General features: G+C 66.8%; 22 protein-coding genes. 16 read left to right on the top strand and 6 right to left on the bottom strand.

The features are described 5' to 3' along the window. Positions 1 to 91: 91 nt before the first annotated feature. The 3 genes from AC1DRO_RS08710 (at position 92) to rbfA (ending at position 4,414) form a co-directional block, all read left to right on the top strand. The gene (locus AC1DRO_RS08710; RefSeq protein WP_476950542.1) at positions 92 to 547 is read left to right on the top strand and encodes a YlxR family protein; all 456 of its coding nucleotides are present in this window, start codon (positions 92 to 94) and stop codon (positions 545 to 547) included. Positions 548 to 699: 152 nt separating this feature from the next. Beyond that, positions 700 to 3,612: a translation initiation factor IF-2 gene (infB, locus tag AC1DRO_RS08705; protein WP_476945674.1), complete on the top strand. Its 2,913-nt coding sequence runs from the start codon at positions 700 to 702 to the stop codon at positions 3,610 to 3,612. A gap of 292 nt (positions 3,613 to 3,904) precedes the next feature. Continuing rightward, positions 3,905 to 4,414 (top strand): 30S ribosome-binding factor RbfA, encoded by a 510-nt coding sequence (gene rbfA / locus AC1DRO_RS08700; protein WP_018774499.1) that lies wholly within the window; start codon positions 3,905 to 3,907, stop codon positions 4,412 to 4,414. 70 nt (positions 4,415 to 4,484) lie between these two features. Here rbfA and AC1DRO_RS08695 read toward each other — a convergent pair whose 3' ends face one another. Continuing rightward, a complete protein-coding gene (locus tag AC1DRO_RS08695) occupies positions 4,485 to 5,612 on the bottom strand; it encodes a ScyD/ScyE family protein (protein ID WP_243181740.1) in 1,128 nt (375 codons plus the stop codon). A 283-nt stretch (positions 5,613 to 5,895) separates the two neighbouring features. Here AC1DRO_RS08695 and trxA point away from each other — a divergent pair, with 283 nt between their 5' ends. Beyond that, positions 5,896 to 6,324 carry a thioredoxin gene (trxA, locus tag AC1DRO_RS08690; protein ID WP_476950541.1) on the top strand — a complete coding sequence of 143 codons (429 nt, stop codon included), beginning with the start codon at positions 5,896 to 5,898 and terminating at the stop codon, positions 6,322 to 6,324. Here trxA and AC1DRO_RS08685 read toward each other — a convergent pair. Both AC1DRO_RS08685 and AC1DRO_RS08680 read right to left on the bottom strand, forming a co-directional pair. Continuing rightward, positions 6,321 to 6,530 (bottom strand): hypothetical protein, encoded by a 210-nt coding sequence (locus AC1DRO_RS08685; RefSeq protein ID WP_028278246.1) that lies wholly within the window; start codon positions 6,528 to 6,530, stop codon positions 6,321 to 6,323. The two genes, trxA and AC1DRO_RS08685, sit on opposite strands and share 4 nt — an antisense overlap. Positions 6,531 to 6,617: 87 nt before the next feature. Further along, a complete protein-coding gene (locus AC1DRO_RS08680; protein ID WP_476950540.1) occupies positions 6,618 to 7,829 on the bottom strand; it encodes a pyridoxal phosphate-dependent aminotransferase in 1,212 nt (403 codons plus the stop codon). Between the two features lie 84 nt (positions 7,830 to 7,913). Here AC1DRO_RS08680 and truB point away from each other — a divergent pair, with 84 nt between their 5' ends. The 3 genes from truB to AC1DRO_RS08665 are packed head-to-tail and all read left to right on the top strand — an operon-like array spanning position 7,914 to position 9,776. After that, entirely contained in the window at positions 7,914 to 8,897 is a 984-nt protein-coding gene (gene truB, locus AC1DRO_RS08675; protein ID WP_476950539.1) for a tRNA pseudouridine(55) synthase TruB, read from the top strand. Continuing rightward, positions 8,897 to 9,250: a hypothetical protein gene (locus AC1DRO_RS08670; protein WP_028278244.1), complete on the top strand. Its 354-nt coding sequence runs from the start codon at positions 8,897 to 8,899 to the stop codon at positions 9,248 to 9,250. The genes truB and AC1DRO_RS08670 overlap by 1 nt, the downstream gene beginning before the upstream one ends. A gap of 1 nt (position 9,251) precedes the next feature. After that, entirely contained in the window at positions 9,252 to 9,776 is a 525-nt protein-coding gene (locus AC1DRO_RS08665) for a hypothetical protein (RefSeq protein ID WP_476950538.1), read from the top strand. A gap of 10 nt (positions 9,777 to 9,786) precedes the next feature. On the opposite strand, the gene AC1DRO_RS08660 is transcribed toward AC1DRO_RS08665, so the two are convergent. After that, positions 9,787 to 10,341, bottom strand: coding sequence for an NUDIX domain-containing protein (locus tag AC1DRO_RS08660; protein ID WP_476950537.1), 555 nt, complete (start codon positions 10,339 to 10,341; stop codon positions 9,787 to 9,789). A gap of 184 nt (positions 10,342 to 10,525) precedes the next feature. On the opposite strand from AC1DRO_RS08660, the gene AC1DRO_RS08655 reads away from it, so the two are divergent. From AC1DRO_RS08655 to AC1DRO_RS08615, 9 genes are all read left to right on the top strand, one after another. Further along, on the top strand, positions 10,526 to 12,262 hold the full coding sequence (locus AC1DRO_RS08655) for an HNH endonuclease signature motif containing protein (protein WP_476950536.1): 1,737 nt from the start codon (positions 10,526 to 10,528) through the stop codon (positions 12,260 to 12,262). A gap of 134 nt (positions 12,263 to 12,396) precedes the next feature. Further along, the gene (locus AC1DRO_RS08650) at positions 12,397 to 12,780 is read left to right on the top strand and encodes a hypothetical protein (RefSeq protein WP_028277198.1); all 384 of its coding nucleotides are present in this window, start codon (positions 12,397 to 12,399) and stop codon (positions 12,778 to 12,780) included. 191 nt (positions 12,781 to 12,971) lie between these two features. Next, positions 12,972 to 13,955 carry a bifunctional riboflavin kinase/FAD synthetase gene (locus AC1DRO_RS08645; protein WP_459384300.1) on the top strand — a complete coding sequence of 328 codons (984 nt, stop codon included), beginning with the start codon at positions 12,972 to 12,974 and terminating at the stop codon, positions 13,953 to 13,955. Between the two features lie 97 nt (positions 13,956 to 14,052). Then, a complete protein-coding gene (gene kynA, locus AC1DRO_RS08640; protein WP_223914012.1) occupies positions 14,053 to 14,907 on the top strand; it encodes a tryptophan 2,3-dioxygenase in 855 nt (284 codons plus the stop codon). Next, positions 14,904 to 16,253 (top strand): kynureninase, encoded by a 1,350-nt coding sequence (gene kynU, locus AC1DRO_RS08635; RefSeq protein WP_476950535.1) that lies wholly within the window; start codon positions 14,904 to 14,906, stop codon positions 16,251 to 16,253. The genes kynA and kynU overlap by 4 nt, the downstream gene beginning before the upstream one ends. 138 nt (positions 16,254 to 16,391) lie before the next feature. After that, on the top strand, positions 16,392 to 16,661 hold the full coding sequence (gene rpsO, locus AC1DRO_RS08630) for a 30S ribosomal protein S15 (protein WP_018774485.1): 270 nt from the start codon (positions 16,392 to 16,394) through the stop codon (positions 16,659 to 16,661). Positions 16,662 to 16,908: 247 nt separating this feature from the next. Continuing rightward, a complete protein-coding gene (locus AC1DRO_RS08625; protein WP_476950534.1) occupies positions 16,909 to 19,176 on the top strand; it encodes a polyribonucleotide nucleotidyltransferase in 2,268 nt (755 codons plus the stop codon). 105 nt (positions 19,177 to 19,281) lie between these two features. Further along, entirely contained in the window at positions 19,282 to 20,631 is a 1,350-nt protein-coding gene (locus AC1DRO_RS08620) for a M16 family metallopeptidase (RefSeq protein WP_243181750.1), read from the top strand. 57 nt (positions 20,632 to 20,688) lie between these two features. Further along, positions 20,689 to 21,186, top strand: a complete 498-nt coding sequence (locus AC1DRO_RS08615) for a DUF1579 domain-containing protein (protein WP_476950533.1) — start codon at positions 20,689 to 20,691, stop codon at positions 21,184 to 21,186. Between the two features lie 4 nt (positions 21,187 to 21,190). On the opposite strand, the gene AC1DRO_RS08610 is transcribed toward AC1DRO_RS08615, so the two are convergent. After that, positions 21,191 to 21,472 (bottom strand): hypothetical protein, encoded by a 282-nt coding sequence (locus AC1DRO_RS08610; protein ID WP_028277204.1) that lies wholly within the window; start codon positions 21,470 to 21,472, stop codon positions 21,191 to 21,193. A gap of 103 nt (positions 21,473 to 21,575) precedes the next feature. Continuing rightward, positions 21,576 to 21,842, bottom strand: coding sequence for a MoaD/ThiS family protein (locus AC1DRO_RS08605; RefSeq protein WP_476950532.1), 267 nt, complete (start codon positions 21,840 to 21,842; stop codon positions 21,576 to 21,578). Position 21,843 lies beyond the last annotated feature (1 nt).

Here is a 21,843-nt window from a genome sequence, read left to right as displayed (position 1 = left end):
CCTGTGTGCGCTCTCACGGGTTAGCCGTGATTTCCAAGCTGACCGGCATGCCTGGGTTCGGGACCCGGGCGCCGGAGGGGCTAGAATAGACATGACCGCGCCTAACGGCCGGTATCCGTGTGTCTTTGGCGCGTCTGGGTTTTTCCCGGATTCCCGGGACGCGGTGATTCACCAAGCAGTTGTACTGGCAGGAAGATACTCGTACGTGGCACATGTGCAACACCTCGGGAATCAGCCGCAGCGCACCTGTATCGGATGCCGACAAAAAGGATCGCGGTCGGAGTTACTCCGGCTCGTCGCCGGCGCCGGTGGTTCGTCCGCCGTCGTGGTGGATGAACGACGCCGGATGGCTGGCCGGGGAGCATGGCTGCACCCCAGCGAAAAGTGCCTGGCACTGGCGGTCAAACGTCGAGCGTTCGGCCGCGCCCTCAACGGCGCAGCCGGTACAGCCGATGTTGAACGCCGGATCACTGCCGGCACGGAAGCCGTGGGCACCCCGGTGGCCGCAGCAACAACCGTCCAACCTGAAAGCGGGTCAGAAAACTGATGGAAACCCGATGAGTTCCCAGCGATGAGTGCGCAACGATGACAACTTTGTTGCGCTCTGCAATGGGCCTTTCAGCTGCATTCGCGGCGGAGGCCCGCAGTAAGAAGTAGACGGTTCGTGCCTGGCTCGGTGCGGACCGAGACAGGAGAAATGTGGCCAAGGTCCGCGTACATGAGCTTGCTAAAGAGCTCGGTATTACTTCCAAAGATGCAGTAACCAAACTGCAGGAACTGGGCGAATTCGTTCGCTCCGCCTCGTCAACAATCGAGGCTCCCGTTGTGCGGAAACTGCGCAACGCTTACCCCGACGCCCCCGCAGCTTCGAAGTCAGAAGCTCCGGCGTCCGCCCCCCAGGCATCTGCCAGCCCGGCAGCGACCCGTCCGGCGCCTGCGCCTGGCCCCGCTGCGCCCACAGCGCCGGCGGCTGCAGTACCCAAGGCTGAAGCTCCGGCTCCGGCCGCTGCGGCACCTGCCGCCGCGCCCGCCGCTCCGGCAGCCCCCGCCGCCCAGGCCCCGGCAGCCCCCGCCGCCCAGGCCCCGGCCGCTCCGTCTACGGGCGTCAAGCCCGGCGCGCGTCCGGCCCCTAAGGCTGAAACCCCGGCTGCTCCGGCACGCCAGGGTGGTTCTGCACCGCGTCCGGGCGGTCCCCGTCCCGGCAACAACCCGTTCGCCACGTCCCAGGGCATGCCCCGCGGCCGCGGCGGCGACAACGAACGTCCCTCGCGTCCGGGCAACAACCCGTTCGCTCCTTCCCAGGGCATGCCCCGTCCGGGCGGAAGCCGCACCGAGGGTGAACGCCCCGGTGGTCCGCGCCCCGCAGCAGGCGCAGGCGGCCCCCGTCCGGGTGGTCCCCGTCCGGCAGCGGGCGCAGGCGGCCCCCGCCCCGGCGCCCCGCGTCCGGCCGGCGCTCCCGGCGCCGGTCGTCCGGCAGGAGCCGGCGGCAACCGCCCGACTCCCGGCATGATGCCTAACCGCACCGAACGTCCCGCACCCGCTGGTGCCGGCCGTCCCGGCGGCGGAGGCCGTGGTCCGGGCCGTCCGGGTGGCGCTCCGGGTACCGGTGCTCCCGGTGCCGGTGGCGGCGCTCCGGCCGGTGGTGGCTTTGGTAAGGGCGGTCGCGGTCGCGGCGGCACCCAGGGTGCCTTCGGTAAGGGCGGCGCAGGCCGTGGCAAGCAGCGCAAGTCGAAGCGTGCCAAGCGTCAGGAACTGGAGCAGATGAGTGCTCCGTCGCTGGGTGGCGTGAGCGTACCCCGCGGCGACGGCAACACCGTAGTCCGGCTTCGCCGTGGCTCGTCCATCACGGACTTTGCCGACAAGATCGAGGCAAACCCGGCAGCACTGGTGACGGTCCTCTTCCACCTCGGCGAAATGGCCACCGCCACGCAGTCGCTGGATGAAGAGACCTTCGCCCTGCTCGGCGAGGAGCTTGGCTACAAGCTCCAGGTTGTGTCCCCGGAGGACGAGGAGCGCGAGCTGCTCTCCACCTTCGACATCGACTTCGACGCCGAACTGGAAGCCGAAGGCGATGAAGACCTCGAGGCACGTCCTCCGGTTGTCACCGTCATGGGTCACGTTGACCACGGTAAGACCCGACTGCTCGATGCCATCCGCAAGTCCGACGTTATGGCGGGCGAGCACGGCGGTATCACGCAGCACATCGGTGCCTACCAGGTCACCCACGCCCACGAAGGCATCGATCGCAAGATCACCTTCATCGATACTCCGGGCCACGAGGCGTTCACCGCCATGCGTGCCCGTGGTGCGAAGGTTACCGACATCGCCATCCTGGTGGTCGCAGCGGACGACGGCGTCATGCCGCAGACCGTTGAAGCCCTCAACCACGCCCAGGCGGCCAACGTGCCGATCGTCGTGGCCGTGAACAAGATCGACAAGGAAGGCGCCAACCCGGACAAGGTCCGCGGCCAGCTGACCGAGTACGGCCTGGTTCCGGAAGAATACGGTGGCGACACCATGTTCGTGGAGGTCTCTGCCCGCCAGAACCTGAACATCGACGAGCTCCTCGGCGCCGTTCTGCTCACCGCAGACGCCGCTCTGGACATGCGCGCCAACCCGAACAAGGACGCCCGCGGTATCGCGATTGAAGCCAACCTGGACAAGGGCCGCGGTTCCGTGGCCACCGTCCTGGTTCAGTCCGGTACCCTGCACGTCGGCGACACCATCGTGGCAGGCACGGCCCACGGCCGCGTCCGTGCGATGTTCGACGACGACGGCAGCGCCCTGACCGAGGCCGGCCCGTCCCGCCCTGTGCAGGTGCTGGGTCTGTCCAACGTCCCGCGCGCCGGTGACACCTTCTTCGTGACCGCTGACGAGCGTACCGCCCGCCAGATCGCCGAGAAGCGTGAAGCTGCCGACCGCAACGCCGCCCTGGCCAAGCGCCGCAAGCGCATCAGCCTGGAAGACTTCGACCAGGCCGTCGCCGATGGCAAGATCGACACCCTCAACCTCATCCTCAAGGGTGACGTGTCCGGTGCCGTGGAAGCCCTCGAAGACGCGCTGCTCAAGATCGACGTCGGCGAGGGTGTCCAGCTCCGCGTCATCCACCGCGGTGTCGGTGCGATCACGCAGAACGACGTCAACCTGGCAACGGTCGACAGCGCCGTCATCATCGGCTTCAACGTCAAGCCCGCCGAGCGTGTTGCCGAACTGGCAGACCGCGAAGGCGTGGACATGCGCTTCTACTCCGTCATCTACGCAGCAATCGATGACATCGAGGCAGCCCTCAAGGGCATGCTCAAGCCGGAGTACGAAGAGGTCCAGCTTGGCACCGCCGAGGTCCGCGAAGTGTTCCGTTCCTCCAAGTTCGGCAACATTGCAGGCTCGATCGTCCGCTCCGGTGTTATCCGGCGCAACGCCAAGGCCCGCATCAGCCGCGACGGCAAGATCATCGGTGACAACCTCACCGTTGAGACGCTCAAGCGCTTCAAGGACGACGCAACCGAGGTCCGCACGGACTTCGAGTGTGGTATCGGTCTTGGCTCGTTCAACGACATCACCGAAGGTGACATTATCGAGACCTTCGAGATGCGCGAGAAGCCGCGCGTCTAGGTTGGTTTAGCAGTACAGGTGCGGGGCCGTTGGATTTTCCGGCGGCCCTGCACTTTTCCGCCGTAGAGGGGGCCCCGCCCCTACGCTGGGTGGCCGACGTCTTACGACGTCAGCCACCCAGCTCCGGCAGGCCCGATGCCACTCCCGGGCCCCCTCCACGGCTCCAAAGGGCCGCCGGAAGAATCCAACGGGAGTCCGTCGTAGACTCGCCTTAGGCGCGTGGCATGAAAACCCAACTGGTGTACGGCAGCCGTTACAGCGCCGTCGTACATCCAAATTTTTAGGAGTGGAAATGGCTGATCCCGCACGGGCTGCCAAGTTGGCGCAGCGGATTAAGGTTGTCGTTGCTGAGGCGCTGGGCCGGAGGGTGAAGGATCCCCGCCTGGAAGGCGTCACCGTGACTGACTCTCGGGTGACCAACGACCTGCAGCACGCAACTGTTTACTACACCGTGTTCGGTGACGAGGTGGCCCAGGCCGATGCCGCCAAGGGGCTTGAGAAGGCCAAGGGCGTGCTGCGGCAGGAAGTAGGGCGGAACATCACCGTGCGGCTGACTCCGACGCTCGAGTTCGTGGCTGACCAGATCCCTGTCAACGCCTCGAACCTTGAGGAGCTGCTCCGGGCGGCGAAGAAGCGGGACGCCGAGGTGGCCGCGCTTGCCGAAAGTGCAAAGCACGCCGGCGACGCCGATCCTTACAAGAGTGACACTCCGCAGGACGTGGAGCTCGACGAGGACGACTTTGACGAAGAGGACTTGGACCTCATTGACAACGACGCAATCGATGAGGACCGCAACAAGTAGGAATGCCTTCCACAGCAGGGGCCGGAACCGGTAACGGATCCGGCCCCTGCTGTTCCGGGTCTTGGTGCTGCTAGGTGCCAGAAGCGCTATTTTGCGATGCGTGCTTGAGGCTCAGGACCGCGACTTGGCCGTTGGGGGGTGTTGTCGAGGGGCCCTCAGGCGGAAGGGCGTTGACGGTGGCGTACAGCGTGGAACCTTGAAGGGCGACGTCGGCCGTGAGCCCAGCGCTCAACAGCGTGCTCTGCCGGCCGGAATCCCCGTCGATCTTGAGGACTCCCATACCAAACAGGGACGCGACGAACACGTCGCCGTCATTATCCACCGCCAAGCCGGTGGGGGACAGGATCTTGTCCGCGAACACCTTCACGTGACCGTTGTCCGGATCCACCTTGAAGACGGCGCCCCTGGCCCCAAAGGACGGGTCCTCGGGTCCTCCCGGCAACGACGTGACGTAGAGCCAGCCGTCCGGCCCAACCCCAACATCGGTGGGTACCGGCTCGAAGTCGTAGCTCCGCCCGACCACGCAGGCCGGCAGGTGGTTGGCGGCTGCGGCTTCGGCCGTAATCGTGAACGGCCGAGGCGGCAGTACAGCGACGGTCCGTGTCTTCCCGCTCTCTATATCAACGGACACCACGCTGTTTGCGCCCGCATCCGCCACATAGAGGGTGTGGCCGGAGACGGTAATCCCGTATGGATGGGAATCCACTTCACCGTTGTAGGCCGCCGGCATCTCGGGCGGCAGCAGCGCTGCGCACCCGTTCGGCAGGTTGCGGAAGCCGTAGTGGACTTCTCCGTCGGCGTTATGCCCAGCTTCCAGTGCGGCGAAGTCGCCGTAGGTGCGTTGCCGACCGTCGCCATCGATGGTGTGAACATGACCGGCGAGCGGACGTTGGTCCTCGGGCCCAGCGCCCTGGCTCTCGAGGAAGTAGGTTGTCGATCCGCGCTGGGCATTTCCGGCGACGTCCCAAGCAGGATTCGAGTAGAGGACGCTCTTGGTACCGTGAGCGTCGATCCGGGTCAGCCGGCCCGCGAATTCTTCGCTGACCGTGACGGTTTTGTCATGGCCGGCGCTGACATGAAGCGGGGCCACCAGTCCGCCCGCCAGAGTGGCCGGTGGCTGTCCGTTCGGGGTGGCGGCCGCAGCCGTGAGGGTGGAAAGGAACACCGCGGCGATAGCAGCCGCGGATGGAAATGTCATTAGTTTTCTCATGGTGTGCTCCCGTGGCCGTGATGAAGTATCCACAGTTCGAGACCGATGAGACCGTTTGAAGATCGGGGAAGCACAACCGGAAACCCACGCCTGCTTCCCAAGCGGATTGTATTCCGGCGGGCCGGCGAAGTCGACAGTTCCCGCGGACGCTCATTTCTCCTGGCTTGTCTCCTGTCCGCGGCTTCGGTGACCTTCGACTCTATGCCCGTCCAAGTGCAGGCGAGTCCCATGGACCCATGAGTGCGTGTATGCGGGAAGGCACCGGCGTGCCGTGGAATCCAGCCTGACCAAGTGCCCGCACTGCGGGAAGACCAACCGGATTCCTGCGGCGGCTGCCGGGCACCCGCGCTGCGGCAATTGTGGCCAGGATCTTCCGTGGATAGTGGCGGCGGGTGACGCAGATTTTCCGGTTGTGGCGGAGCAGTCTTCGGTTCCGGTTCTCGTCGATTTCTGGGCGGCCTGGTGCGGGCCGTGCCGGATGGTCAGCCCGGTGCTGGACAAGCTGGCGGTGGAGCGGGCCGGTAAGGTCAAGCTCGTGAAGGTCGACGTCGACACCTCCCCGGGGCTGTCCCGCCGGTTCGATATCCAGGCCATTCCAACGTTGCTTGTCATCAAGAACGGGGCTGTGGCGGCCCGCCAGGCTGGAGCGCCGCCGGCCGCGGCCCTCCGCAGTTGGCTCGACGCCGCACTGTCCGCCTAGCGGCGTCTTGAGCGTCCTCGGGCTCCCAGCCCGCCGCCCAGCACGGGAGATCCCATGCCCAGGAGATAGCCGAAGTCGTACCAGTTTCCCGCACGGGCGGAGTTGTAGAACGGGAATTCACTCCAGAAGCCGAAGACATGGGCGATCAGGACGATCCATGCCGTCAGCCCATTCCAGAAACCCCACAACAGGTCTTGCCACCACACGATGTACTCCCTCGGCCGGAAATCGGCGGCGCCCTGCCGGGCCAGCCCGCCGCCAGTACACCGGGCAGGCCTGGAATCGCCGTGAGTTCAGGCTAGGGCGCCAGCTTCGCCGGCGATAGGGCCGGTTGACCCGTCGGTGCCCGCCGGCTCGCGCGCAGGGATGCGGCCGAGGCCCTCCACAAGATCGGCCTGGCTGCCGCAGAGCGCGATCCGGATCCAGCCCTCGCCGATCGAGCCGAACGCCGTGCCGGGGGCGAAGGCCACCCCGGAGTCCGCCAGGAAGCGGCGCGTCCATGACCGGACATCCCCGCCACTGGCATGCGAGACGTCCGCCCACAAATAGAACGCGCCTTGGGCCGCGAGGTAGGGGATGCCGTGGGTGCGCAGCACCGCCGAGGCCGCGTCGCGGTTGGCCCGGTAGTGGGCATGGGCGTGGCTGACGTAGTCCTGCGGACCGGTCAGCGCTGCCAGCGCGGCGTACTGCGACGGCGAGGCCACGCACGACACGATCGACTCCATGACGTTGTTCATCTTCTGTTCCAGCCCCGGCGGGCAGATCAGCGCACCGATCCGCAGTCCCGTCAGCCCGTAGGTTTTGGAGAGCGTGAGCGAGGTGAAAACGCGTGCTTCGCCTGGGGCGTCGCTGTCGAAGCGGGCCGGGCTGACGTGCGGGACATCGTAGGTGAACGCCTCGTAGCATTCGTCCGAGATGACCCACAGATCGTGCCGCCTCGCCAGCTCCACGAGCCGGCGGGTCAGATCCTCGCCCAGGACAGCACCGAGCGGGTTGGACGGGGAATTCAGTATCAGCACCTTGGTGCGGGGCGTGATGAGCGCCTCGATGTCCTCGATCCGCGGCTGGAAATCGTGCTCCGGGTACAGCGGGTAGCGGACCGGAACGGCGTGCAGCAGGCTGGACGTCATCGCGAAGGTGGGGTAGCCGGGATTGGGGATGAGGATCTCATCCCCGGGGGAGAGCAACAGGCTCATGGCGAAATGCAGGCCCTGCTGGGCGCCGTCGACCACGTAGACGCGCTCCGCGCCGACCGGCGTCGCATTGTGTTCACGGAAGCGGGCGGCGAAGGCCTCCCGCAACGCGGGGATCCCGGCGTTCGGTGTGTAGTTGGTCTCGTCCCGGTCCAGGCACGCCATGCCGGCTTCGAGGACATGGCGGGGGACTGCGAAGCCCGGCTCCCCGATACTCAGCACGATCGCACCGGGCGTTCCCCAGGCGGCTTCGGTGATCTCGCGGATCTGGTTGATCGGGACGTCGCGGACATGTGCGGCAAGCTCGGGCATGTCTGCCATCCTAACGCCCGGCGTCCGCGGTGGCGGCGGGACGGTGGGCGTCGGGGCAGGGCTGGCCCGCATATACTGGGAGGCGTGCTTTCTGGACTGGTGATAGTAGACAAGCCGCAAGGTTGGACCAGCCACGATGTGGTTGGACGGATGCGGCGGATTGCCGGTACCCGAAAGGTTGGCCACGCCGGGACACTGGATCCGATGGCCACCGGCGTTCTGGTGGTGGGCATCAACAAGGCCACCCGGCTGCTGACTTACATCGTGGGCACGTCCAAGACCTACACGGCCACCATCAGGCTCGGTGAATCCACCGTGACGGACGACGCCGAAGGCGAGGTCACCGCCACCCGCAGCGCCGCCGGGGTCACCGAAGACGCCGTCCGCGCCGGCGTCGCGGCACTGACCGGGGAAATCGAGCAGGTTCCCAGCAGCGTCAGTGCCATCAAGGTCAACGGCGAACGCGCCTACGCCCGGGTCCGGTCCGGTGAAGAGGTCAAGCTCGCAGCCCGGCCTGTAACGATCCACCGCTTTGAGATCCACGAGACCCGTCCCGTCCACGACGGCGAGGCCCTCGACGTCGACGTCACCGTGGAGTGCTCCTCCGGTACCTACATCCGTGCCCTGGCCCGCGACCTCGGCGATGCTCTCGGCGTCGGCGGCCACCTGACTGCACTGCGGAGGACTCAAGTGGGTCCATACACCCTTGATCAGGCGCACACCCTCGAACAATTGGCCGAGACGCTGGATGTCCTGGAAATCTCGGACGCCGCACGGGCACTCATGCCGAACCGCGAACTCAGCGAGGCGGAAACCACCGAGATTTCCTTCGGCCGCAGAATCGGAGCCGGAGCAACCGCAGGCACGCCCGAGGCAGCGACCGCGGACAAACCGGCAGCGGCGTTCGCGCCGGATGGTTCGCTCGTGGCCCTCCTGGCCGATGCGGGAAGCTACGCCAAACCTGTGCTCGTCTTCGCGCCGGATAATGAAAAGCCCGGCAACGGCAAGCCGGCCACAGACAAGCAGCCAACAGATAAGCAGCCCACAGAAAAGCTGGCCGGCCAGTAGTGGACGCGTATTTCTACATCATTCTGGTGGTTGGCCTGCTCTCCAGCATCATCTGCGTCGTCGCGGGCCTCCTGAAGAAGGCGCCCAACGACACGACGATATTGTCGGTGGCCGCCGTCGAACTTGCCCTCCTGGTCTATCTGGGGGGTTCGATTGTCCGGGTGGCCAGCGGCGAGCGGATCGCGGGGGAGTCTTGGGAGTTCTGGGGCTATCTGGCGACGGCGCTGATCCTCCCGATCGGGGCCGTTTACTGGTCCATCCTGGAGCGGACCCGCTGGAGCAACTTTGTCCTGGCCGCCGTCGGCGTCACCGCCCTGGTGATGGCGGCGCGCATGAACCAGATCTGGTATTGAGATGGAAGAGGCAGAAAACGTGAGCGCAAACTCCCCGCACGACGGCACCGGAAACCCGGCGGCGCCGGCGTCCCGGACCCCTGGGCCGGCGGACGCTGGATCCGCCGACACTGCGCCGGCGACGACCGATACCCGCAACACCGGGCCGGGACGGCTGTTGATTGCTGTCTATGCCATCTTCGCGATTTCGGCGACGGCCCGGGCCGGCTACCAGATTCTCACGAAGTTTTCCGAGGCGCCGCTGGCCTACCTGCTGTCCGCGTTCGCCGCTGCCGTCTACGTCGTGGCCACGGTGTCGCTGGCGAAGCCGGGGCGCACCGCGTTCAAGGTCTCGGTGGCGGCAGTCATGGTGGAGCTTGTGGGCGTCCTGGTGGTGGGAGCACTCAGCGTGTTCGACTCGGTGAACTTCCCGCATGAGACAGTGTGGTCCCTGTTTGGCCGCGGCTACGGATTCATCCCGCTCCTGCTGCCGATCCTGGGACTCATCTGGCTGTACCGCCGACGGCCCGCGCCGCGGGACCACTAACTCCGGCTGACTACAAGCGGCCGGCGATGCGCCGGGCCTCCGTGAGCCTGCTGCGCAGCCCGGGCCAGGCCGCGGCAAAGCCCGGGTGCAGTTCCTTGCCGCCGACGCCGTCAATCCCCACCCACTGCAGTTCGATACTTTCCGCATCACTGATCGCGGCCTCGAACGGCTGCAGTGCAAGGGCCACCACGGTGGTGTAAGACCAGTAGCCGACGTCGAACACTGACGTAAACAGGACCTGGAGATTCCCCGGAGGCACGGCCGCTTCCTCGTGTGCTTCCCGCAACGCGCCGTGGATGGCTTCTTCCCCTTGGTGCAGGGCGCCGCCGGGGAGCCCCCAGGTGCCGCCCTGATGGCTCCACAAGGCGCGGTGCTGGAGGAGGACCCCCTTGGCGGGGTCGTGAACCAGGAGCCCGGCGGAACCGAACCGACCCCAGAACCGCCCCCGGTCGCCATCGACCCAGGCATCGCCAGGATCGCGTGGGCCCAACGGGCGGCGCGGATCGCCCGGCAGCAGTGGTGCGAACGGTGATTCCCCGACTTGGGGAGCGGCTGTGCTGTCCATCCCTACAGCTTGCCACGCACCGGTCCGTAGGAGGGCGGGGGTCGTACGCAGTGTTACGTGCCCGGACGTGCCCTATGGGCTCCAGGTGCTCTGAGGTGTGCTGCCGGGAGTCACCCACTATGAGTCGCGCGCCGGCAGAATGGCTTCCGTTATTTCTGTCGTACCCCTCTGGCAGGGTTTAGTTATGGAAGCCATTGGAGAGTTCATCCCGGACCGGGCCCCGTGGGCCGGCCCGGCTGTGTCCTCCCGGCATCCCCGCCTGGCCGCCGCGGGTGCGGCTGTGGACGCGGCGCTGGCGGCGCTGCGGGATTCGAGCCCGACTGCGGATGTCGACGCCACCTGGTTTGGCTTGCGGGAGGCCGCGGACTTTGCCGGCCACGTCGAGGACCTGTCCCGCACGGTCGAATACTTCCAGCTCGTTGCCGTGGCCGCGGTAGAGCGGACGCGCCAACAAGCCGCGTTCACCGCGCCGGCCGCCCACGGCTGGGGTGAGGAAGCGTCCCAGGCGGGCTGGCTCACGGGCTGGAAACAGGAATCCGACGGCTGGACGGATGCAGGGGCCGGCGGGGGAGCTGATGCCGTTTCCGACGCCGGGGCTCACTGCGTACCTGTCGGCGGGACGCAGGCCGGGGCCGGAACTGGCCCCCGCGGTGACTTTGCCGGGCAAATGGGGATGTCCGCTGCAGCGGATGACGGCTACCGGAACGCCACAGATTTTTTGCGGGCGCGGCTGCGGATCAGCGCCGCCGAGGCAAAGCGCCGGCTGACGCTGGCCGCCGAGCTGCTGCCCCGCGCCGGCAGCGGCGGCCATACCGGGCCACCGGTCCGGGAGGAGCTCGCCGCCGCCGTCGCGTCCGGCGAGGTCGCGTCCCGGGCCGCAACCCTCGTCACGCTCGCCCTGGACCGGGTCCGGCACAGCTGCCTCCCCGAGGCCGCCGCCACCATGGAACATGCCCTGACAGTGACGGCCATCGAAAACGACGCCGACTTCCTGGCTCGGATCGCCCGCCGGTGGACCGAGGCGCTGGACCAGGACGGCGCCGAGCCCTCCGAGGAACTGCTCCGCCGGATTCAGGGCGCCTTTCTCCGCAAACCCCGGCACGGCCTGCAGCACCTGGAAATCTTCGCGACCGCGGACCAGTTCGAGCACCTGATCACCGTGATGAACACCGCCACCAACCCCCGCACCGGCGAAGGCACCAGCGAGGGCACCGCCACCGGCAACACGGCGCAGGCCGGACCGGGCGACGGGTCCGCGGCGGCAGATGCGCCCGGCGCGGCTGACGATCCCGCCACGGCCGAAGAGGACGCCGCGCTGCCGTCCCTGGACCTCCGCTCCCGGCCCCAACGACTGCTCGACGGCTTGGTCGGCGCGTGCAAGGCAGCCCTCGCCGCCGGAGGGCTGCCCGCCACGGGCGGGCTCCGGCCCCAGGTCATGGCCACCATCGATTACCGGGACCTGCTCACCCGGCTCGGGACGACCGGCTCCGAAAACGGGGCCACGGGATCTCTGGCGTTCACCGGCCCCGTCACCGCCGGCACCATCCGCAAAATCGCCTGCGACGCCGACATCATCCCCGTCGTCCTCGGCGGCGACGGCCAGGTCCTGGACATCGGCCGGGCCTCCCGCGTCTTCCCGCCGCACATCCGCAAGGCCATCACGGCCCGGGACCGGGGCTGCGCCTTCCCGCAATGCACGATCCCGGCCCCCTGGTGCGAGGCCCACCACATCACCTACTGGTCCCGCGGCGGAACCACCGGAACCGGCAACGGCACCATGCTCTGCTCCCATCACCACCACGTGATCCACAAGGAACACTGGAGCATCCAGATGCGCACCGGGATCCCCTGGTTCATCCCGCCACCCCACCTCGACCCCGCCCGGACGCCCCGCCGGAACACCTACTTCCGCCTGGAGTGACCCCTCGCCTGGACTGAAGCTCGCCTCGACTGACCCGGTGGCACCCCCGAAACCGGCGCCCCTCCGTCGCCGGGCTCCCTGCACCGGGCCGAAAGTCCCAAGCATGCGCGCCCGGGCGGGCCTAGGGTGGAGGCATGGACCAGCGCAGTCTGATGCTGCGGGCAGTGAAGACGCTCCACACCCTTGCCTGGCTCGTGATCGAGGCCTGTATGGCCTACGTCCTGTACGCCGGCATCACGGGCCGCAATGACCGGAAAACGAGGGCCGCCGCCGTCGTGGTTGCCAGCGAATCGCTGATTTTTGCGGGCACCGGCTTCCAGTGCCCGCTGACCGTCGTCGCGAAAAATCTTGGCGACGGCTCGGGCTCCGTCACGGACATCTACCTCCCGCGGTGGTTAGCGAATATCCTGCCCGGGCTGCACGTCCCCCTCATCCTCGTCGCCGTGCTGCTGCATTGGCGGAATTGGCGGAAACAGACGGTGCGCGACAGCGAGCGGCGGCTTTTGCTCGGACGCTAGCGCGCACCCGCCTCACACCTTCGCCCTGCCGCCGATTAACCGTGGTCCCTCCGGCGGGGCCTTTACGGGGCTGCCCCGGGAGCCCGGCGGACCGTCCGGAAGTTGCCCGGATTGCGGGTAATCTTAGAGAGTTCCGGAGCCGGCACGGTCGCTCCGGAGCAGTTCATGGCAGGCAGCAAAAGGCGAGGTTGATGGTCCACATCTGGAACGATCTGTCCGAGGTCCCGGCGGACTTTGGTCCTTCGGTTGTCACGTTCGGCAATTTCGACGGCGTGCACCGCGGCCACCAGCAGGTGCTGTCGCAGCTCATCCGTACCGCCCGGTTGAATCACGCACGCGCCGTCGCCATCACCTTCGACCCGCACCCCGCGCAGGTACACCGTCCGGAATCGGCTCCCGAACTGATCATGGGGCTGGAGGACAAGCTCGTGGCCCTCGGAGAGCTCGGCCTCGACGCCGTGCTGGTGATGAAGTACTCGATGGAGCTCGCCAGCCTCACTCCCGAGGAATTCGTCGCGACAGTGCTGGTCGACAGCCTCAAGGCCAGCCACGTGGTGATCGGCCACGACGCCCGGTTTGGCCGCGGCAATTCCGGCGACCTCGCCACCATGCAGGAACTGGGCAAGAAGCTCGGGTTCGAGGTGCTGGTCATCAGCGAATTCGGCTCAGAGGGCTTTCCCATCCACGACGACGACGGCACGGACCGCCGCTGTTCGTCCACGTGGGTGCGCGAGGCCCTGCGCGCGGGCGACGTCGCCACCGCCGCTGCCGTGCTCGGCAGGCCGCACCGGATGCGCGGCGAGGTAGTACACGGTGCCGCACGTGGCCGCGACCTCGGGTTCCCCACCGCGAACCTCTCCTCGACGGCCACCGGGTACATCCCCGCGGACGGCATCTACGCCGGCTGGCTCGTGGACCAGGCAGGCACGCGCTGGCCCGCCGCCATCTCCGTGGGCTCGAACCCGACATTCGACGGCGTGAGCCGTCAGGTCGAGGCCCACGTGATCGACCGCCCGGAAGAGTCTCCCGACGACTTCGATCTGTACGACCAGACAGTTGTGGTGGAATTTGTCGCCAGGCTCCGCGGCATGGTGGCGTACCGTGGGGCTGAAGCTTTGGTGGAGCAGATGCGCCTGGACGTCGTCCAGGCCCACGACCTCCTGTTCGCCCACTAAAAACCCGGCCGGATCGGCGTCGGCCCCCGCGCTGACAATGTTCTGATTCACTGGAGCCGCGCTGATTCACAGCCACTTGGCAAGGAAGGCAAGACACGTGACCATCGAGAAAAACACGAGGGAACTGGACCAGGACATTGTCCGGGACTTCAGCGCGCGGATGAGCTACGCGTCCTACCTGCAGTTGCCCACCTTGCTCAGCGCCCAGCAGCCGGTCAGCACCCCGGAACACCACGACGAGATGCTGTTCATCATCCAGCACCAGACCACGGAGCTGTGGCTGAAGCTGGTATTGCACGAGCTTCGCAGCGCCGCCGCGTGGCTGCGGTCGGACGACCTCGGGTCCGCCCTGAAAGCGATTGCCCGCGTCAAGCACATTCAGAAGACGCTCACCGAGCAATGGTCCGTCCTGGCCACCCTGACGCCCACCGAGTACTCCCAGTTCCGCGGCTTCCTCGGCAACTCGTCCGGATTCCAGTCCAGCCAGTACCGTGCGGTGGAGTTCCTCCTCGGCAACAAGAACGCCAAGATGCTTCCGGTGTTCGAATCGGACCCCGAGGCCCACGAGATGCTGCGCGAACTGCTCGAAGCCCCCAGCATCTATGACGATTTCCTCGCCTATCTCAAGCGCCAGGGCTTTGACGTCCCTGCCTCCCTGCTGGAGCGCGACGTCACCAAGGCCCACGAGTTCTGCCCCGAACTGGTCCCGGTGTTCAAGTACATCTACGAGAACGCCGCCGACAACTGGGGCGCATACGAGGCCTGCGAGGAACTTGTGGACCTTGAGGACAACTTCCAGCTGTGGCGCTTCCGCCACCTGCGCACCGTCCAACGGACCATCGGCATGAAGGCCGGCACCGGCGGATCCAGCGGCGCCGCGTTCCTGCAGAAGGCCCTCGAACTGACCTTCTTCCCCGAGCTCTTCGCCGTGCGGACGGAGATCGGCCAGTGAGCATCTCCGCCAACACCGAAGCGACGGACAGCCTGTGGAGGCGCGCCCTCGAGCTCGACGCCGCGGATCCGCTGGCCGGCTACCGCGACCACTTCGTCGGCACGGACACGGACCTGTCCTACCTTGACGGCAACTCCCTGGGCCGTCCACTCAAGCGGACCGTCACCGACATCAGCAGCTTCATCCAGGACAGCTGGGGCGGCCGCCTGATCCGGGGGTGGGACGAGGAATGGCTCGAACTGCCCCAGAAGATCGGCGACCAGCTCGGCCGCGCCGTACTCGGCGCGGCGCCGGGGCAGACGATCATTGCCGATTCCACCACCGTGGTGCTGTACAAGCTCATCCGCGCCGCGCTGGCAGCCGTCACCGATCCGGCCCGGACCGAGATCGTCCTGGACACCGATAATTTCCCCACCGACCGCTACCTGGTGGAGGGAATCGCCCGTGAAGAAGGCCTGAGCCTGCGCTGGATCCACGCCGATCCCGCCTCCGGCGTCACCGTCGAGCAGGTGCGGGACGCCACCGGGCCGGCCACCGCCGTCGTGGTCCTGAGCCAGATCGCCTACCGCTCCGGCTTCCTCGCGGACCTGCCGGGCATCACCGCGGCAATCCACGACGCCGGCGCACTGGTGGTGTGGGACCTGTGCCACTCCGCCGGGTCTGTAGAGATCGCTTTGGACGACGCCGACGTCGACTTCGCGGCAGGCTGCACCTACAAATATCTGAACGGGGGACCGGGCTCGCCCGCGTTCGCCTACATCAACGCACGGCACCTGGCCGGGCTGCAGCAGCCCATCTGGGGCTGGATGGGGCGCAAGGACGCGTTCGAGATGGGTCCCGGCTACGAGGCCGCCCCCGGCATCCGCGGCTTCCTCAGCGGCACTCCGGCGATCTTCGGGATGCTCGCCATGCGCGGCACCCTGGACCTGATCGAGGAAGCGGGGATGGCTGCGCTCCGGGAGAAGTCGCGGCTGCTGACCGCTTATGCCCTCGAACTTTACGACGCGTGGCTGGCGCCGGCCGGCGTGCAGCTGTCCACCCCGCGGGCGGCGGAACTGCGCGGCAGCCACGTGACGATCGACCACCCGGCCTTCCGTGAAATGACCGCCACATTGTGGGACCAGGACGTGATTCCCGATTTCCGCGCCCCGCAGGGCCTCCGGATCGGGCTCTCGCCGCTCAGCACATCCTTCGCGGAGCTTTACCGGGGCGTCGCCGCCATTCGCGAACTGCTCTCAGCCCAGGAAAGTGGAAACCCGCAACCGCCGCAGGCAGCTGGCGCGCCGCCAGAGTCGGCGGCCGCGCCCGGCGGTTTCGACAAGACCGCGGACGTGCCACTAAACTGAACGTTGGATCCGGCTGCAGTCCGTGGCGGCTGGCTCCTGTTGTGTACGGAATACCCGGCTTCGGCGGGGGATTCCGGGACGGCACCCCCGGCAGTGAATTACTGATTCGGGCCTCACGGCACATCTCTAGGAGTTATTGTGGCACTTGAAGCCGCTGTAAAGCAGTCCATCATCAAGGATTTCGCAACGTCCGAGGGCGACACCGGTTCGCCGGAGGTCCAGGTTGCAGTCCTGACTCAGCGGATCAAGGATCTCACTGAGCACATGAAGGAGCACAAGCACGATTACCACACCCAGCGCGGTCTGCTGGCCATGGTTGGTCGTCGCAAGCGCATGCTCACCTACCTCAAGAATACTGACATCACCCGCTACCGTAAGCTCATCGAGCGCCTCGGCCTGCGTCGCTAGTCAGCTTTAAGGGGCGGCCCCTTCCGGACCGGAAAGGGCCGCCTTCTTCAGGAAAAAACTAAACAGGAGGATCAACCGCATCACGCATTCGCGGTCCTCGGTAGTGATCCCCGGGAACGGCCTCAAGGAATGAGGCCCGGCCCGTGGGTCTCGATCGATGACCGGGTGCAGTGCAGGCCAGTAGACAGATGCTGGACTGGGTTGATGCGGCTGGGCTCCGTGAACCAAGAAACGGAGGTGACTCTCTATGGAGGGTCCCGAAATCCAGTTCTCAGAAGCAATCATTGACAATGGCCGCTTCGGCAAGCGTGTAATCCGCTTTGAAACCGGCCGCCTTGCCAAGCAGGCAGCCGGCGCAGCGATGGTCTACATCGATGAAGAGACCGCGCTGCTGTCCGCAACCACCGCCGGCAAGCACCCGCGTGAAGGTTTCGACTTCTTCCCGCTGACCGTCGACGTCGAAGAGCGTATGTACGCCGCCGGCCGCATCCCGGGCTCGTTCTTCCGCCGCGAAGGCCGTCCCTCCACGGAAGCCATCCTGGCCTGCCGCCTCATGGACCGCCCGCTGCGCCCCGCGTTCGTCAAGGGCCTGCGCAACGAAGTCCAGATCGTCGTCACCGTGCTGTCCATCAACCCGGACGAGCTCTACGACGTCGTCGCGATCAACGCGTCCTCGATGTCCACCCAGCTTTCCGGCCTGCCCTTCTCCGGCCCGATCGGCGGCGTCCGCGTTGCCCTCGTTGCGGACGAGAACGGCTCGCAGTGGGTTGCGTTCCCGAAGCACTCCCAGCTCGAGAACGCCGTCTTCAACATGGTCGTCGCCGGCCGCATCGCCGGTGACGACGTCGCCATCATGATGGTTGAAGCCGAAGCCACCGACAACTCCTGGAACCTCATCAAGGAACAGGGCGCCACCGCCCCGACCGAAGAGGTTGTCTCCGAGGGCCTCGAGGCTGCCAAGCCGTTCATCAAGGCCCTTTGCGAAGCACAGTCCGACCTGGCAGCCCGCGCCGCCAAGCCGACCGTCGAGTTCCCGGTCTTCCTGGACTACCAGGACGACGTCTACGCCGCCGTGGAGTCCGCTGCCGCCGAGAAGCTGGCCGCTGTCTTCCAGATCGCCGACAAGCAGGAACGCGACACCGCGTCCGACGAGCTCAAGGACGAGGTCACCTCTTCCCTGGCCGGCCAGTTCGAAGGCCGCGAGAAGGAACTGTCCGCAGCCTTCCGCTCCGTCACCAAGCAGGTTGTGCGCCAGCGCATCCTCAAGGACCAGATCCGCATCGACGGCCGTGGCCTGACGGACATCCGCCAGCTCACCGCCGAGGTTGAGGTTCTGCCCCGCGTCCACGGCTCGGCCATCTTCGAACGCGGCGAGACCCAGATCATGGGTGTCACCACGCTGAACATGCTCAAGATGGAACAGCAGATCGACTCGCTGTCTCCCGTGACGCGCAAGCGCTACATGCACAACTACAACTTCCCGCCGTACTCCACCGGCGAGACCGGCCGCGTCGGTTCCCCGAAGCGCCGCGAAATCGGCCACGGTGCCCTCGCAGAGCGCGCCATCATGCCGGTGCTGCCGTCCCGCGAGGAATTCCCCTACGCCATCCGCCAGGTGTCTGAGGCTCTCAGCTCCAACGGTTCGACGTCGATGGGTTCCGTCTGCGCCTCCACGCTGTCCCTGCTGAACGCAGGCGTGCCGCTGAAGGCTGCTGTTGCCGGTATCGCCATGGGCCTGGTCTCCGACCAGGTCGACGGCCAGACCCGTTACGCCGCCCTGACCGACATCCTCGGCGCCGAAGATGCCTTCGGTGACATGGACTTCAAGGTTGCCGGTACCTCCGAGTTCGTCACGGCCATCCAGCTGGACACGAAGCTCGACGGCATCCCGGCCTCGGTCCTGGCCGCCGCCCTGAAGCAGGCCCGCGAAGCCCGCCTGCACATCCTGGACGTCCTGAACTCCGCGATCGACACCCCGGACGAGCTCTCCGAGTTCGCGCCGCGCGTCATCGCGGTCAAGATCCCGGTTGACAAGATCGGCGAGGTCATCGGCCCGAAGGGCAAGATGATCAACCAGATCCAGGAAGACACCGGAGCCGACATCTCGATCGAGGACGACGGAACTGTCTACATCGGCGCCACCAACGGCCCGTCTGCCGACGCAGCACGGTCCGCGATCAACGCCATCGCCAACCCGCAGATCCCGGAAATCGGTGAGCGCTACCTGGGCACGGTCGTCAAGACCACCACCTTCGGCGCCTTCGTTTCCCTGACCCCGGGCAAGGACGGCCTCCTGCACATCTCCGAGCTGCGCAAGATCGCCGGCGGCAAGCGCGTGGACAACGTCGACGACGTCGTCTCCGTGGGCCAGAAGATCCAGGTGGAAATCACCAAGATCGACGATCGCGGAAAGCTGTCCCTCTCGCCCGTAGTGGCTGAGGAGGCTGGCGCGGAAAATGCAGGAAACACGGAAAACGCTGCCAACGCCGAGGTCTCCGCGGACGCTGCAGAGTAGTCTCTCCTGAGTCAAACAGCGGGGCCGGTGGATCAACCACCGGCCCCGCTGCTGTTAAAGGTAGGATGGCAGGCAGATTTGGCATGTGTTCAATGAAAGGCCTTGATGACTGTCGTCCCCCTGCCGCTAGAGCAGAACCAGCACGCTGACACCCTGATCCACGGCGCCGACGGCGGCTCCGAGGTGCGACGCTCGGTCCTGCCCGGCGGCGTCCGCGTCCTCACCGAAGCGATGCCCGGCCAGCGCTCTGCCACGATCGGTTTCTGGGTCGGCGTCGGCTCCCGCGACGAGGCTCCCGGCCAGCACGGCTCCACGCACTTCCTGGAGCACCTGCTCTTCAAGGGCACCAAGCGCCGCACCGCGCTGGAGATCGCCTCGGCCTTCGACGAGGTCGGCGGGGAATCCAATGCGGCCACCGCGAAGGAGAGCACCTGCTACTTCGCCCGCGTGCTGGACACGGACCTTCCCATGGCGATCGACGTCATCGCGGACATGATCACCGGTGCGGTCCTGGACCCGCAGGAGATGGAGCAGGAGCGGGACGTCATCCTCGAGGAAATCGCCATGGACAGCGACGATCCCACCGACGTCGCGCACGAGAACTTCGTGGCCGCCGTGCTGGGAACGCACCCGCTGGGCCGCCCCATCGGCGGCACGCCGGCAGCCATCCGGGCCGTGGCGCGCGACTCGGTGTGGGACCACTACCGCCGCTACTACCGTCCCGACGAGCTCGTGGTCACCGCGGCCGGCGGCCTGGACCACGACGTCGTCTGCGGGCTCGTGGTGGATGCCCTGCACTCCGCCGGCTGGAACCTTGAGGCCGCGGCCGCCCCCGTGCAGCGCCGCTCCACCGAACGTGCATCGATCACCGGCACGGCCGGCCTGCATGTGGTCAAGAGGCAGGTGGAGCAGGCCAACATCATTATGGGTTGCCCGTCGCTGGTCGCCACCGACGGCCGCCGCTTTGTGATGAGTGTGCTCAACGCCGTCCTCGGCGGCGGCATGTCCTCCCGCCTCTTCCAGGAGGTCCGGGAAAAGCGCGGACTTGTCTACTCGACCTACTCTTTCGCCTCCTCCTACGCCGATGCCGGCTATTTCGGCATGTACGCCGGATGCACCCCGTCGAAGGTCCGGCAGGTCATTGATCTGCTGGGCGCCGAACTGGACAAGCTGGCTGCCGACGGCATCTCAGACGAGGAGCTCCGCAAGGCGGAGGGACAGCTGTGCGGCGGAATCGTGCTGGCGCTGGAGGACACCGGTTCCCGGATGTCCCGGCTGGGCCGCGCGGAACTGGTGTCCGGCGAGTACCAGGACATCGATGAGACCCTCCGCCAGATCAAGGCCGTCACAGCAGCGGAGGTCCAGGAGCTCGCCCGTGAGCTCGCGGCAGCCCCGCGGACCGTCACGGTGGTTGGCCCGTTCGAGGAAAGCGAGACGTTCGGGCTCCTGGCCTAGACATTCCAACTGGCGCGGCGCCATGATGGTGGCGGGGTCACTCGGGAGGAACTCCGTATGGGAGAAACTGTGGACCGGCCGCTGCCAGGCAGTGCATGCGAGGCGCTTGAGGCTTTCCTGGGCCATTGGACGGGGACCACGCACTGGGAGGCAACCGCGTGGGGTCCGGCGCGCACCGCGGACACCGAGATTATCTTTTCCCGGGCAGCCGCCGGGCTTGCGGTCACCCAGAGCTACCGGCACACGGATGCGGACGGGACCCGGTCCGAGGGCCACGGTGTCTTCACGACGGACCCGGACCATCCCGAGGCCTTCTGGTACCACGTCAACAGCTTGGGGTTGCCGCCCGAGGGACCCGCGCGCGCCAGCATGGAAGGCGGCACCTTGACCGTGGAACGGCGAAGTGACCGCGGCACCGCACGGCACACCTTCCGGGTGGACGACGGCGAACTGACTCACACCGCCGGTCTCCGCCTGGGCAAGGCGAGCGATTTCACGCCCTTCATGACCACCGTGTGCCGTCGCGTCGCTGAGGGCGCCTCCGTCCCGGTGTGAGGTCTTAGGAGGCGGCTTCGAGGATCCGGGTCTTTGGAGCCCCTTGTAGGGCCGGGGCGGCGTCGGCGGAGTTCCAGACCTTCGCCTGAAGATTGGCCAACAAGGCTTCCGCCTGCTCGCGTTGGTCGAAGTCCAACTCGACCACCACATAGTGCGGGTCGTCCACCGGGCGGCTGATCCGGTACGCAGTGACACCAGACGCCGCCCGGTTCACCGGATCACGGTCGAAGGCGGTCTTCCACATGCCAAAATCCTTGATCCTGTGCTCAATCTGCAGTGTGAACATGGCGCTCTCCTGATTGTTTGTCGCCTGCCGCGGGGTAGTCCACACTCTAGGACCGGTCCGGTCCACGCGATAGCCCAGGAATCCGGGCCCAGCTGTGCTGTGCCTACCCGCCGGCGAACGGCGGCAGCACGTCGACGACGTCGGCCGGCTTGAGCGCCGCGGCATGGTCCCGCACGGCAACTTCGTTGAGCAGGAAGCTGGAGCGGGACAGGATGCGGGCCAGCGGCGGCGTACCGGCCGGCGGTTCGGGGCGCTCGACGGCGAGGATCGCCTCGAGCAGCGAGGTGAGGGTGTCGCCGTCGGCGAGGTCGTAGCGTTCTTCATCCACGCCGGCGGCAGCGCGTGCGGCAGCGAAGTAGCGTACATTCACG

Source organism: Arthrobacter sp. P4_F11, from assembly GCF_056401395.1.
Note: the sequence above shows the minus strand (reverse complement) of the source record. Positions and strands in the feature narration are given on the sequence as shown.

Excerpts from the sequence above, each read along its gene's own strand:
- AC1DRO_RS08710 (WP_476950542.1), top strand. The coding sequence starts at position 92 with ATGACCGCGCCTAACGGCCGGTATCCGTGTGTCTTTGGCGCGTCTGGG.
- rbfA (WP_018774499.1), top strand. The coding sequence starts at position 3,905 with ATGGCTGATCCCGCACGGGCTGCCAAGTTGGCGCAGCGGATTAAGGTT.
- AC1DRO_RS08695 (WP_243181740.1), bottom strand. The coding sequence starts at position 5,612 with ATGACATTTCCATCCGCGGCTGCTATCGCCGCGGTGTTCCTTTCCACC.
- AC1DRO_RS08680 (WP_476950540.1), bottom strand. The coding sequence starts at position 7,829 with ATGCCCGAGCTTGCCGCACATGTCCGCGACGTCCCGATCAACCAGATC.
- AC1DRO_RS08665 (WP_476950538.1), top strand. The coding sequence starts at position 9,252 with ATGGAAGAGGCAGAAAACGTGAGCGCAAACTCCCCGCACGACGGCACC.
- AC1DRO_RS08660 (WP_476950537.1), bottom strand. The coding sequence starts at position 10,341 with ATGGACAGCACAGCCGCTCCCCAAGTCGGGGAATCACCGTTCGCACCA.
- AC1DRO_RS08655 (WP_476950536.1), top strand. The coding sequence starts at position 10,526 with ATGGAAGCCATTGGAGAGTTCATCCCGGACCGGGCCCCGTGGGCCGGC.
- AC1DRO_RS08650 (WP_028277198.1), top strand. The coding sequence starts at position 12,397 with ATGGACCAGCGCAGTCTGATGCTGCGGGCAGTGAAGACGCTCCACACC.
- AC1DRO_RS08645 (WP_459384300.1), top strand. The coding sequence starts at position 12,972 with ATGGTCCACATCTGGAACGATCTGTCCGAGGTCCCGGCGGACTTTGGT.
- AC1DRO_RS08625 (WP_476950534.1), top strand. The coding sequence starts at position 16,909 with ATGGAGGGTCCCGAAATCCAGTTCTCAGAAGCAATCATTGACAATGGC.
- AC1DRO_RS08620 (WP_243181750.1), top strand. The coding sequence starts at position 19,282 with ATGACTGTCGTCCCCCTGCCGCTAGAGCAGAACCAGCACGCTGACACC.
- AC1DRO_RS08615 (WP_476950533.1), top strand. The coding sequence starts at position 20,689 with ATGGGAGAAACTGTGGACCGGCCGCTGCCAGGCAGTGCATGCGAGGCG.
- AC1DRO_RS08610 (WP_028277204.1), bottom strand. The coding sequence starts at position 21,472 with ATGTTCACACTGCAGATTGAGCACAGGATCAAGGATTTTGGCATGTGG.